Below are 12,961 nucleotides of genomic sequence, written 5' to 3' on the forward strand. Positions count from 1 at the left end.
ATATTTAATAAAAAAACTTGTCCTATAAACTAATAGATCTTCATATACTTTAGTGGGGGTGACTTTGGTGAAATCAATTAAAAATTTTGTTAAGAAAAAATACAGCTATATAGCATTTATAATTGTTCTTATAATCACAGCTATAATTTTTATATTAAATAAAAATAAAAATTCATTACCTACATTTTTTATAATAGACAATAATAAAATAGTTAATGAAGATTTGAATGGAGATGGATATAAAGATGCTCTTTATATAAAAACTGATGACAATAACTATCTTGTTCAAATAAATTTAAGTAATCAAATTAGTTATAGTCTAAACCCCAATAAAGATATTCTTACATTAGGTGAGCATAAAACCTATTGGCCTATGAAAGTTATACTAGAAGATGTGTCTAGAGATAATTTAAAAGAAATATTTATTCAGTCTTCTATAAATGAAAAATCTATTCAGCATATTTTTCGTTTTAATGGAGAAGGCTACGAAAATATCTACTCTTCATATTATAATATCTTAGGATTTATAGATAATAAAAATAATAAAACCCCTAAAATTGTAACTGGAAATTTTAAAAATAATGAAACTAAATTAGAAAATCATATATTTATAAATAATAAGTTTAAAACCTTTGAATATTCCTATCCTGAGAATTATATAGGAAATAAGTTAATATGTGATTTTATAAACTTTATTGAAAGTTTTCCAAATATAAATACTAATATTCCCAATTATTTTAGCGCTTATATAAGTGGGAATGATCTTTCTATGGTATATCAACTTTCATCTAAAAATACAGCCTATCACTTTCAAGATGGTTTTTTTAAAGAAATTAGTTATGATTCCCAAGATAGACCTTTAGAAGTTAAATGGACATTAAACTTTAAAGGAATTGAAAAAAATGACTATAAAGTAATTAATAATTATACTATTGATCTAATGCTAGCTAAAAAAGCTTTTGAGCGTGAATATATGATAACATCAATTAATGTAAGAAAGTAAAATATAAAACAAAAAAGGGACCATTTAAGGTCCCAAGGGGGATGGGGGGTTTAACTAAAGATGTAAAAACTTTAGTTATGGAGATTTCAACTCCTATTACATTTATAATTTTACCCAATATGTAATATTTTATTCACTAAAACAAATTTTATTTTTTCTTAATATATCAATAATTTTTATATGGAGGTATATTTATGTTTTATGATAAGGAAAAAAATAATCTTAACAAAATCGAAACACTAATTGGAGAAAATTGTAAAGTCAATGGAAATTTTTCTGGTACAGGTCTTTTAAAAGTAGATGGCATAATCGAAGGAGACGTTAATTGGGAAGACGATATAATAATAGGAGTTAATGGAGAGATAAATGGTGCAATTTATTGCAATAATGCTTTTATTAACGGTACTGTCAATGGAAATGTTAATTGCAATGATAGTTTAACTATAGAAAATCAAGGTAGAGTTAAGGGGGATATATCTATAAAAAGACTTGTCATTAATGAAAATGGATTTTTAGATGGCAAATGCACTATGGTAACTTTAAATGAAACACCTATATTTTTACCTGAAAATTAATATATTCTATATTAATTAAAAACACACTAACAATAGTGTGTTTTTTAATACTATTTTTCTTTGCCATGTTGTCTTAAAAATTTTCTCAATAACTCTAGTTTATAAGGCTCAATGAGCTGCATAAGTATTTTTATAATATCATAAAGTTCATCTTCTTTAAACTTCTTAGATGAATTATGTGATTTAGATTTTGATGATTTTTGCCTATTATCTACTTTTTGCCTATTATCTACTTTTTGCTTATTATCTCCTTTGGGTTTATTATCTACTTCTATTACATTCTCAGCATCAATAATTTCACCACTATAGTTTTCGTTTAATGAATTCAAGCTTAAATCATTTAAATCAAAATCCATCCCATCTAAGTTCATATCACTAAAATCCATATTCCCTAAATTATTTAGAATAGAACCTATGTCTAAACCACCAAACATATCTTCAAAATTTAAATTTTCATTTCCTCCATCTTCACTCTGATTATTAAATAAATCTCCTAAAACGCTTTGAAATGCATTTATATCATTTTCAGTTATATTTGCAAAAATATTTTCCAATCCACTGAAAGGATTTCCATTTCCTTGATTTCTGTTAGTATTATTAACATCATTATTATTAATATTATTAAATAAACTACTCAAATCGTTTAAATTAAAATTATTCTGCCTATTATTATTTCCACCTCCCATAAACGTTGACATTAAATTACTTATCATATCTCCATCATAATCATTTCCGCCCCCACCTCCGCCTAGAGTAGTTAGTAGCGTTAATAGACTATTTCCTAGATTTCCACCGTTAAAATTATTAGGGTTTCCACCTCTAAAATTAGGATTATTCATTTGATTCATGGGGTCCATTTGATTCATTCGATTCATTTGATTCATGGGGTCCATTTGATTCATTCGATTCATTTGATTCATTTGATTCATTCGATTCATAGGGTTCATTCGATTCATTTGATTCATTTGAGCATAATATTTACAATTTTCACATTCATATTTATCTCTTTTTCTACGATGTTTATGCTTTCCCACAAAATCACCTCTTTGATAATTAGGAGGGTATATTTTTCCCCTCCTATATTTAGAAACTATAGCTATAATATTTTAAAAAGCAATCCACGTTGTCACATGGACTGCTAAAAACTCTTATCTCTTTATAAACCACCCCTCCTGGGCCATGGCTTTACATTATAAATCTTCTTTCGTTAAAACCCATTAACAGCAACATCTTCTTGCAATTGGAAATCTGCATCCACATGGTGAGTTAAATCTACCAATAAAACCACCTCTATTAAATCCACAGAAGAAGAAAATTAGTACTAAAATCATAGCAATTCTACCTTCTATGTGCTTAGTATTTAATAGATTTCCTTGATTTAAAATTACTATTATTAGTAATATTATGCATGGGTTACATTCATTTATACTGCCACACATAGTATCAGCTCCTTTTCAATTAGCAACAACAACCTCTTTTTAGACGTCTACGTCTTCTGCCTCTACTTCCTCTTCCATCTTTACCGTCACAGCAGCAACAGCAACAATTATTTCCGAATCCAAAATTTCCGAATCCAGAATTTCCAAATCTTCCATTACTACAACATAACCAGAAAAGGAATAACAATGTTAAAGCGTTTCTACCAGAGTTATCGTCACAATCACGTGTATTTAACAAGCGTTGATTTAAAAATATTAGTATTATTAATATTATAGTACATGGGTCACAGCCAAATCCACATCCTCTATTTCCATTTCCCCATCCGAACATAGTTCATACCTCCATTTTAATCTAAGATTTATTCTAAAATCTTTACAGCTTTTGCTACATTTATGCATTTTTCTTTAGAATCTCCTATTACAGAAGACGATTAGTATTATGATTATAAACCATATTCCACATCCACCGAAGCCACATCCGCCTCCAAAGTTATTTCCGAATCCGCCTCCGAAACAGTTGTTTCCAAAGCCTCCAAAGCCTCCAAAGCCTCCGCCGAATCTTCCAAAACCGGAGTTACAGCAGCATGGATCACAGCAACAGCAGCAGCAACAATCTTTTTCACGGCGTCTATCACGTTTACGACGTTTACCACGTCTATCATCACAACAGCATGGATCACAGCAGCATGGGTCGCAGCAGCATGGATCACAGCATGGGTCACAACATGGGTCACAACATGGGTCACAACAATTTCCAAAGCCGCCTCCAAAGCCGTTAAAGAAACCATTTCCGCCACAGCCACAACAGAATATTAAGAATATAATGATTATTAGGAATATTCTTCTTCCTCCGAAGATTCCTCTATCCCTATCACAACATTCCCCATCTTCTCCTTCTGGAACATTAATATTTGACATTAGGTTTAATAAAGAGTTGATATCCATATATTTTCTCCTCCTCTTATAGATTATTTATATATCTTTTGTATATTACATAATATGGTTTATTAAATGTTTTGACACTAATTTGTAGTTAATTTACAAATTTACTATCTTATTAGATTTATTGAATTTTTTCTTTTGTTTTCTAATAACATACTATTAAATAATCTTAATTTTTGTTACAATAAAACTTTTTCTGTAAGTATTGGAGCATATTATAAGATATCTTGGGAAATTGCTATTTATTGTGTTAAAGTTCCTTCTGTTAGTAGAACTTATTGATATATATAAATTATTTAAAAAATTAATATATAACTAAATATAGCTACACTCTTGAGTATTTCAATTTGCAATTCACAATGCAAAATTCACAATTAAGGTTGAAATTAATTCTTTATGAATTAATTTTTTAAACTAATTTTTACTAGCAATGTATTGCTAGTTTTTTATAAAAAGTGATTGTATCACTTGAAAAATAAATAATTCTAAATTTCTCAGTAAAAACTAAGAAATTTAGAATTATTTAATCGTAGCGGCGAACAATGTTCGCCATATATTATTGAATAAATATTAAACTATAAGACGTATTAAAGAGAATTAGCAAACACTGTTCACATCTACAATAAAACACTAGCAATTGTAGGCTCTCCATAGTATTAATTAAATTTATTAGTATTGTTCCGAGCTATACTGCACCTCAGGGGAACCCTAAAGGGCTTCACTACTGTTCCCCTGAGGTGGAAAACTAGCAATTGTATTGCTAGTTAAAAAATCCATTAAAGAAACTCCCAAGAACTACTATTATTAAGGAACTTTCTTTTCTAATAAAATTTTTTTGTTTCTTTAAGTATTATTTTCTCTTAAACATTAATTACCTTAAAAATAAAAAAGCCAATAATATTATTGGCTTTTAAAGTTACGATTTATTTAATTAAATTTATCAATAAATAAATAAATTGTAGTCATTAAATTTAAAGATAGATGAGCTATAACAGCATACCAGTAACCTTTTTTGTGAATTAAATAACAAGTAACCATACTTACTGTAAATAAAACTAAAAATGCAGTTAAACTAAAATGTACTAAGGCAAATATTATACTAGTTATTATGCTAGCTAATATAACTCCAATTCTCTTTTTTAAAAATTTCTCAAATATTAAATATCTAAATACAAATTCCTCCAATATGGGTGCAAATATTACAGTTGAAGGCACTGCTATAAAAAAGCTTAATAAATCATAATCTGATAATATTGTAACTACTTCTTGCTCCTTCAATTGAATACCTAAATTTCTTAATATCCAACTCCATAATATTGATGCAGATATCATCATAATATAGGATATAATCCCATACTTAAAAGCAGAGAATATGTCTATAGTTTTTATAGAAAATTCATATCCATAATAGTCATCTAAATTTGATTTTTTCATATGTATTATTAATATTATTACTATAATAAAAGGATATAAATTAGCTATCATCGATGGACTAATTAATACTAATAATGTATATATTAAAGTAAAAAAAATGTTTTTTATTGAAAATAATTTATAAATTCCCCTCTTATAACCATATTCATATATAAATACAAAATAAGGTAAAAAATAAACTAGCAGTAAAATTAATATATTAACTAATAATTGCAACCTACTACCTCCTATTAAAATTAATTGATATTAGTATACTCTATACTATTTATATAATAAATAACAGTTAACTAACTTCTTTTAGAATAAATAGTTATGATAAATTTTAAATAAAATATTTTTTTTGAAATTCATTAATAGCCTTCTCATATATCAATAAAAAGATAAGGATTTTCTAAAAAATAGTTAACAATATTTTTAATATACCTTAATAAAGGCATATACTTAAACTGTATATGCCTTTATTATTATATTTCTATTCCCTTAAATAATTCCTCTAAAAGGTCTTCCTTTCCTTCTTTCTTTAAAGATGAAAAGAAAAGAAGTGGCTCATCTTTATCCATTTTTAACGTTTCTCTAATTAGTTTATTGCTTTTAAAAAGTTCATTTTTAGTTAATTTATCTTTTTTAGTAACAACTACCACTACACCATATCCGTAATGCTTTATCCATTCATACATTGATATATCGTCATTTGTAGGTTTATGCCTTGAATCTACCAACAATACAACCTTTTTAAGTTGTGGTCTATTAACTAAATATTTTTCCATCATTTGGCCCCAAGTTGCCTTTTCACTTTTGGATACTTTAGCATATCCATAACCAGGTAAGTCTACAAAATAAAATTCATTATTAATTATGAAAAAGTTTATTAATCTAGTTTTTCCTGGTGTACCACTTACCTTAACCAACTTTCTTCTATTTGTTAAAGTATTTATAAGTGATGATTTTCCAACATTTGAACGACCTACAAATGCAAATTCAATCCTATTGTCTGTAGGATATTGCTCTGGTTTTACTGCTGATATAGTGAATTCTGATTGCTTAATTTCCATTTTTCATCTCTCCAATTAATGCATTTTCTAATACATCATCTACGTTCTCCGCTACTATAAAGTTTAATTTGTTTTTTAAAGATTTTGGAAGCTTTTCAATATCTCTCTTGTTATCCTTAGGTATAATAATTGTATCTATACCCATTCTGTAAGCTGCTAAACTCTTTTCTTTTAATCCACCAATTGGAAGCACTCTTCCTGTTAAAGTAACCTCACCAGTCATAGCCACATTATGTTTAACTTTTTTATTACTTAATGCGGATACCATTGCTGTTACCATGGTTACACCTGCTGATGGTCCATCTTTAGGTACTGCCCCTTCTGGTACATGTATATGAATATCTTTATCCTTGTAAAAATTTTCTTCAATGTTAAAGTGTTTAGTATTTGTTCTTACATAGCTATATCCGGCTTTAGCAGATTCTTTCATTACATCACCCAATTGTCCTGTTAGTTGAAGTTTGCCATTTCCCTCCATAACAGTTACTTCTACCGGTAATGTATCTCCACCATATCCAGTCCATGCAAGGCCAGTTACAACACCTATTTTATCTTCTTTATCTAAATCATCATAACTATAAATTTCTGGACCTAAATACTTTCTAACATAACTTGTAGTTATAGCTACCTTCTTCTTATCCTTTTCTACCATTTCAGTAATAGATTTTCTTATAACAGAAGATATTTTTCTTTCTAAATTTCTAACTCCTGATTCTCTTGTATAGTTCTCCACTATACTTCTTATGGCAGAATCATATATTTTAATTTGTCCTTCTTCCATATTATGCTCTTTTAATAGTTTAGGAATTAAATGATCTTTAGCAATAAAAAATTTCTCTTCTGGTGTATATCCCGTTACTTCTATTATTTCCATTCTATCTAATAATGGTCTAGATATAGTATCTAAGGAGTTTGCCGTTGTTATAAATAAAACTTTTGACAAATCAAAATCTAGTTCTAAGTAATGATCTCTAAAAGTTGAATTTTGTTCACTATCTAAAACTTCAAGTAATGCATCTGCAAGGCTCCCTCTATGATCCGCGCCCATTTTATCAATTTCATCTAATAAAAATAATGGATTTTTATATCCTGCTTCTTTCATACCATTTATAATTCTACCTGGTATTGCACCTACGTAAGTCTTCCTATGCCCTCTTATCTCAGCTTCATCTTTAACTCCACCTAAACTCATTCTTACAAACTTACGTCCTAATGCATTAGCCACAGATTTAGCAATAGAAGTTTTTCCTACTCCCGGTGGTCCTACAAGGCAAAGTATAGGCCCCTTTAAAGTTCTACTTATCTTTCTTACTGCCAGATATTCTATTATTCTTTCTTTAACATCTTCAAGTCCATAATGTTCATCATTTAACACTTTTCTAGCATTTTTTATATCTAAATTATCTTTAGTTAGCTTATTCCATGGAAGCTCTAATACCCAATCTAGATAATTTTTTACAACTACTGCTTCCTGTGTATGAACTCCGCTACTCTTTAATCTATTCAGCTCATAAACTGCTTTTTCTTTAACTTCTTTAGGCAATTTATTTTTATTAACCTTGTCTTCGTATTCTCTTATTTCTTTACTTCCTTCGTCTTCTTCACCTAATTCCTCTTGTATTACTTTAAGTTGCTCCCTTAAATAATATTCTTTCTGAACCTTTCCAATTTTGCTCTTAATTTTAGTTCCTATTTTCTTTTCTAATGTAACAACTTCAATTTCATTTTCTATAAATATAAGGAGCTTTTCTAAACGCTCTTTAACATCTATAGCTTCTAAAAGTTCTTGTTTTTTGTTCTGCTTTAACATCATATAAGAACCTACTGTGTCGCAAAATCTACCATAGTCCTCTTCATCTTCTAAATCTATCAGAACTTCTGAACTCATATCACCTATAAGCTCTAAATACCTATCAAAAGCTTCTTCTATAGATGTTACATATGCCATACATTCATTATCATTCTCATATTGTATGTCTTCAATTATTTCAACCTCAGAATAGATTGAATCTTCTTCATCTATATAGTTTACTATCCTTGCTCTTGACAATCCTTCCACCAGAACTCTCATGTAGTTTCCTGGCAATTTAACAAACTGTTTTATATTGCACACAGTTCCAACCTTGTATATATCTTTTTCTTCTGGTTCTTCAACCTTAGCATCTTTTTGAGAAACTAAAAATATTTTTTGATCCTTTGACATTGCTTCTTCAAGGGCAAGAATTGATTTTTCTCTTCCCACATCAAAATGTAAAACCATATATGGAAAGATATTTATCCCTCTTAGAGGAATTAAAGGAAGCTTTTTAATATTATTCTCCATTTTTCTCCCCTCATTTCTATAATTAATAAAATGATTTTTTTAATTTATTTAAAAAAGTATATAGCTAGACTTATATATTATACCTATAAAAAGAAATTTTTTCAATTAATAATAATCATTAAATTAATTTAGGCTATGTATTTAATACATAGCCTAATATTTACATATCTGCAGACTGAGCTGTAAGAATATCTACTCCATTTTCCACTGGAATATTTACAACATTCTCCTTGACTAAAGCTTCTTTTATTACTTCTTCTATATTGGTTACTGCAACAATTTTTACGCCTTCTATATCTTTAAAACTTTCTTGCCAGTTTTCTTTTGGTATTATTACTTTTGTAACTCCTGCTTTCTTAGCTGCATGTATTTTAGCATTTACTCCACCGATAGGCTTAACATTGCCATGAATGGAAATCTCTCCTGTCATAGCAACTTTATTGTCTATAGCTACTCCTGTTATAGCGCTATAGATAGCAGTTGTTATGCTAATACCTGCTGAAGGTCCATCTACTGGCGAACCCCCTGGAAAGTTTACGTGTATATCATATTTGTCAGTATCTATGTTAAAAAATCTTTCCAGTACTGTTAAAACATTTTCTACAGAACATCTAGCAGTACTCTTTCTTTTTATTTTTTTATTATGCCCACTGATCTCCTCTTCTTCTACAATTCCAGTAATTTTAATTTTTCCCTTTCTTAAATTTACTGCTCTGGCACTAGCCTCTATCTCCATTACAGAACCTATATTTGCTCCATATACTGCTAATCCATTTACAAAACCTACTTGAGGACTTTCCTTTATTTTTTTATTTGGTCTTGGTGTATATTGACCGTTCTCAATAACCCACTCTATATCACTTACTGTTACAGTATCTCTATTTTCATTAATAGCGATTCCTGAAGCTAATTGTATTAAGTTGACTGCATCTCTTCCATTAGTAGAATATAATCCTACTAATTCACAAGCTTTTTCTTCAAGTAATAGTCCTATTTTTTTCATAGCATTATTTGCTATTATTTCTATTTCTTCTGGCTGCAAAGCTCTAAAGAAAATTTCTACACATCTCGATCTAATAGCCGGTGCTATTTCTTCAGGGCTTCTAGTTGTAGCGCCTATTAACCTAAAATCCGCTGGTAATCCATTATCAAATATTTCTTTTATATAACTAGGCATATTTTGATCTTCTGAATTATAATATGCACTATCTAAAAATACTTTTCTATCTTCTAAAACTTTTAATAACTTATTCATTTCTATAGGGTGTAACTCTCCTATTTCATCTATAAACAGTACACCCCCGTGTGCTTTAGTAACAGCTCCTGGCTTTGGTTGTGGCACACCTGCAACTCCTAATGGCCCAGCCCCCTGATATATAGGATCATGCACCGAACCTATAAGTGGGTCCGCTATACCTCTTTCATCAAATCTAATAGTTGTAGCATCTATTTCTACAAATTTAGCCTCTTCTTTAAAGGGAGATGTTTTTCTTCTTTTAGCATCTTCAAGGACTAATCTTGCAGCTGCAGTTTTTCCTACTCCTGGAGGTCCATAAATAATTACATGTTGTGGATTAGGCCCACAAATAGCTGCCTGAAGTGCTTTAATTCCTTTTTCTTGGCCTATTATTTCTTCAAAGCTACTAGGTCTACTTTTCTCTGTTAAAGGCATAGATAATGATATGCTCTTCATTTTTTTTAATTTATCTATTTCTTTTTGATTTTCTTTGTTAATTACAACCTTATTGCTTTGTTGACCCTTTAAAGCATTAAAAAAGTACAACCCTATTATAATTGTAAAAACCATTTGTATTCCCATAGTAAAGAATAATAATTTATCGCTCATAAATAATTTAGCTTAGATTCTATAAAATTAAGCTAATCCTCCTTTCATTAGATAAATTTTCCAGATAACTTTTAAATATATTACTATTCTTTACAATTGCACAATTTTATATTCCATAATGTAATAAAAAAGCATTTTAAATTATAAATAATTCCTTATATATAAGCTTTAAATATTATAAGATGAAATTATAATTTATTTTTTTCATTATTTAGCACAATATTTAACCAACTGTTTATGTAAGATTCTTAACATAACATAAAATTTCTAGATTTTAATTTTGTTATAATTTCAAAATATCACCTTAAAAGTACTTATATTAAAAAAAGTTTAGTCCTAAATCAAAATTATTTTAGGACTAAACTTTATTTTCATACTCTATATTACAAACTTTAAATAAAAGCTTACATAAATTTTAACTTGAGGTACATTATCCTGTATTAAGCCGGCTCTGAACCTCTTTTAACCTTATTTTTAGCTTCTAATTTTAATGGAGCTCTCTTTCCACTTTCAGCTATTACGAATTGAGGTTTTTTATCTTTCACTGACTCTTCAGTAATAATAACTTTTTCTACCTCTTCCCTTGAAGGAATTTCAAACATAATATCCTTCATAGTTTCTTCTATAATAGCTCTTAATCCTCTAGCTCCAGTATTTCTTTTAATAGCTTCTTTAGCAATTGCTTTCAATGCAGCTTCATCAAAATCTAATTGGACATTATCCATTTCAAATAATTTTTTATATTGTTTAACAAGAGCATTTTTAGGTTCACTTAATATATTAACTAAAGCATTTTCATCTAAAGCCTCCAATGTAACAACTATTGGTAATCTTCCTACAAACTCTGGAATTAAACCAAATTTTAGTAAATCTCCAGGCATTATCTCTTTTAGTAATACTCCTATATCTATATTTTCCTTAGATTGAACTTTGGCTCCAAATCCCATAGAAGATTTTTGTGTTCTTCTAGTTATTATTTTTTCTAAGCCATCAAAAGCTCCTCCGCATATAAACAGTATGTTTGAAGTATTAATTTGAATAAACTCTTGATGTGGATGCTTTCTTCCACCTTGAGGTGGTACTGATGAAACAGTTCCTTCTAATATTTTTAACAATGCTTGTTGCACACCCTCACCAGATACATCACGGGTGATAGAAGGATTTTCTGATTTTCTTGCTATCTTGTCTATTTCATCTATATATATGATACCTTTTTCTGCTCTTTCAATATCGTAATCAGAATTTTGAATTAATTTCAATAATATATTTTCTACATCTTCTCCGACATATCCTGCTTCTGTTAAGGTAGTAGCATCTGCAATAGCAAATGGTACATTTAACATTTTAGCCAAGGTTTGAGCAAGAAGTGTTTTACCTGAACCTGTTGGTCCTAGAAGTAGTATATTACTCTTTTGAAGCTCAACATCACTTTCGCTTATATTTGAACTAATTCTTTTATAATGATTGTATACTGCAACAGCTAAAGATTTTTTTGCATCATCCTGCCCAACTACATATTGATCAAGATATTTTTTAATCTCGTCTGGTTTTGGTAGTGTTTCCATGTCAATTTGAACATCATCTTCTTTTTCATCTATGATGATTTCAGAGCATAGTTCTATACATTCATCACATATATAAACACCTGGACCAGCTATTAGTCTTCTAACCTGTTCCTCGCTTTTACCACAAAAGGAACATTTGAACTTTTTCTTTTCATCATTTCTTGGCATGTCTACACCTCTCTAACTGCTATTTCTTTTTAAATTCATAAACCTCATCGATTAATCCATACTCTTTAGCTTCCTCTGCGGTCATGAAATAATCTCTTTCGACATCACTTTGAATTTTTTCAAGTGATTGGCCTGTATTTTCACTTAATATTCTATTTAAAGTTTCTTTTGTTCTTAATATTCTCTTGGCATGAATATCTATATCAGTTGCCTGACCTTTAAATCCACCTAATGGTTGGTGTATCATTATTTCACTATTTGGAAGTGCAAAACGCTTTCCTTTTGCTCCAGCAGATAATAAAAATGCTCCCATTGAAGCAGCCATACCAGTACAAATTGTTGATACATCTGGCTTTATATAATTCATAGTATCGTATATAGCCATACCATCTGTAATTGAGCCTCCTGGACTATTTATATATAAATGTATGTCCTTATCTGGATCTTCTGACTCTAAAAATAATAATTGAGCCACAACTAAACTAGCAGTGGTAGCATTAACTTCTTCGCCTAAAAATATTATCCTGTCTTTTAAAAGTCTAGAATAAATATCATAAGATCTTTCGCCTTTATTAGTTTGCTCTATAACCATTGGTACTAAACTCATACAACAT

12 protein-coding genes are annotated in these 12,961 nt (G+C 29.1%); 2 read left to right on the forward strand and 10 right to left on the reverse strand.

Translation table 11 applies throughout. From position 1 onward, the window contains the following. Positions 1–67: 67 nt before the first annotated feature. Together ACWPW7_RS16540 and ACWPW7_RS16545 are read left to right on the forward strand one after the other, a co-directional pair. Positions 68–1,003 (forward strand): VCBS repeat-containing protein, encoded by a 936-nt coding sequence (locus ACWPW7_RS16540; RefSeq protein ID WP_454054400.1) that lies wholly within the window; start codon positions 68–70, stop codon positions 1,001–1,003. A gap of 194 nt (positions 1,004–1,197) precedes the next feature. After that, a complete protein-coding gene (locus ACWPW7_RS16545; RefSeq protein ID WP_291559854.1) occupies positions 1,198–1,578 on the forward strand; it encodes a bactofilin family protein in 381 nt (126 codons plus the stop codon). A gap of 50 nt (positions 1,579–1,628) precedes the next feature. On the opposite strand, the gene ACWPW7_RS16550 is transcribed toward ACWPW7_RS16545, so the two are convergent. The 10 genes from ACWPW7_RS16550 to clpP form a co-directional block, all read right to left on the reverse strand. After that, positions 1,629–2,612: a hypothetical protein gene (locus tag ACWPW7_RS16550; protein WP_454054401.1), complete on the reverse strand. Its 984-nt coding sequence runs from the start codon at positions 2,610–2,612 to the stop codon at positions 1,629–1,631. 183 nt (positions 2,613–2,795) lie between these two features. Further along, on the reverse strand, positions 2,796–3,017 hold the full coding sequence (locus ACWPW7_RS16555; RefSeq protein ID WP_039631595.1) for a hypothetical protein: 222 nt from the start codon (positions 3,015–3,017) through the stop codon (positions 2,796–2,798). A gap of 19 nt (positions 3,018–3,036) precedes the next feature. Beyond that, positions 3,037–3,348: a hypothetical protein gene (locus ACWPW7_RS16560; protein ID WP_454054402.1), complete on the reverse strand. Its 312-nt coding sequence runs from the start codon at positions 3,346–3,348 to the stop codon at positions 3,037–3,039. 74 nt (positions 3,349–3,422) lie between these two features. After that, complete coding sequence (locus ACWPW7_RS16565; RefSeq protein WP_454054403.1) at positions 3,423–3,962, reverse strand: hypothetical protein; 540 nt, start codon at positions 3,960–3,962, stop codon at positions 3,423–3,425. Positions 3,963–4,886: 924 nt separating this feature from the next. Continuing rightward, on the reverse strand, positions 4,887–5,393 hold the full coding sequence (locus ACWPW7_RS16570; RefSeq protein ID WP_291559865.1) for a CPBP family intramembrane glutamic endopeptidase: 507 nt from the start codon (positions 5,391–5,393) through the stop codon (positions 4,887–4,889). A gap of 464 nt (positions 5,394–5,857) precedes the next feature. After that, positions 5,858–6,445, reverse strand: a complete 588-nt coding sequence (yihA, locus tag ACWPW7_RS16575; protein WP_454054404.1) for a ribosome biogenesis GTP-binding protein YihA/YsxC — start codon at positions 6,443–6,445, stop codon at positions 5,858–5,860. After that, positions 6,435–8,768: an endopeptidase La gene (gene lon, locus ACWPW7_RS16580; RefSeq protein ID WP_454054405.1), complete on the reverse strand. Its 2,334-nt coding sequence runs from the start codon at positions 8,766–8,768 to the stop codon at positions 6,435–6,437. Before lon ends, yihA begins: the two co-directional genes overlap by 11 nt. 160 nt (positions 8,769–8,928) lie before the next feature. Beyond that, complete coding sequence (lonB, locus tag ACWPW7_RS16585; protein ID WP_291559872.1) at positions 8,929–10,614, reverse strand: ATP-dependent protease LonB; 1,686 nt, start codon at positions 10,612–10,614, stop codon at positions 8,929–8,931. Between the two features lie 440 nt (positions 10,615–11,054). Next, positions 11,055–12,347, reverse strand: a complete 1,293-nt coding sequence (gene clpX / locus ACWPW7_RS16590; protein WP_291559875.1) for an ATP-dependent Clp protease ATP-binding subunit ClpX — start codon at positions 12,345–12,347, stop codon at positions 11,055–11,057. Between the two features lie 19 nt (positions 12,348–12,366). Continuing rightward, entirely contained in the window at positions 12,367–12,954 is a 588-nt protein-coding gene (clpP, locus tag ACWPW7_RS16595) for an ATP-dependent Clp endopeptidase proteolytic subunit ClpP (RefSeq protein ID WP_291559877.1), read from the reverse strand. Between the last annotated feature and the right edge of the window lie 7 nt (positions 12,955–12,961).

It is taken from the genome of Clostridium sp. Marseille-Q7071, assembly GCF_965112025.1.

Coding starts and splice junctions, on each gene's coding strand:
- ACWPW7_RS16570 (WP_291559865.1), bottom strand. CDS start 5,393: ATGAAAAAATCAAATTTAGATGACTATTATGGATATGAATTTTCTATA.
- ACWPW7_RS16545 (WP_291559854.1), top strand. CDS start 1,198: ATGTTTTATGATAAGGAAAAAAATAATCTTAACAAAATCGAAACACTA.
- yihA (WP_454054404.1), bottom strand. CDS start 6,445: ATGGAAATTAAGCAATCAGAATTCACTATATCAGCAGTAAAACCAGAG.
- clpP (WP_291559877.1), bottom strand. CDS start 12,954: ATGAGTTTAGTACCAATGGTTATAGAGCAAACTAATAAAGGCGAAAGA.
- ACWPW7_RS16560 (WP_454054402.1), bottom strand. CDS start 3,348: ATGTTCGGATGGGGAAATGGAAATAGAGGATGTGGATTTGGCTGTGAC.
- clpX (WP_291559875.1), bottom strand. CDS start 12,347: ATGCCAAGAAATGATGAAAAGAAAAAGTTCAAATGTTCCTTTTGTGGT.
- ACWPW7_RS16555 (WP_039631595.1), bottom strand. CDS start 3,017: ATGTGTGGCAGTATAAATGAATGTAACCCATGCATAATATTACTAATA.
- lon (WP_454054405.1), bottom strand. CDS start 8,768: ATGGAGAATAATATTAAAAAGCTTCCTTTAATTCCTCTAAGAGGGATA.
- ACWPW7_RS16565 (WP_454054403.1), bottom strand. CDS start 3,962: ATGGATATCAACTCTTTATTAAACCTAATGTCAAATATTAATGTTCCA.
- lonB (WP_291559872.1), bottom strand. CDS start 10,614: ATGAGCGATAAATTATTATTCTTTACTATGGGAATACAAATGGTTTTT.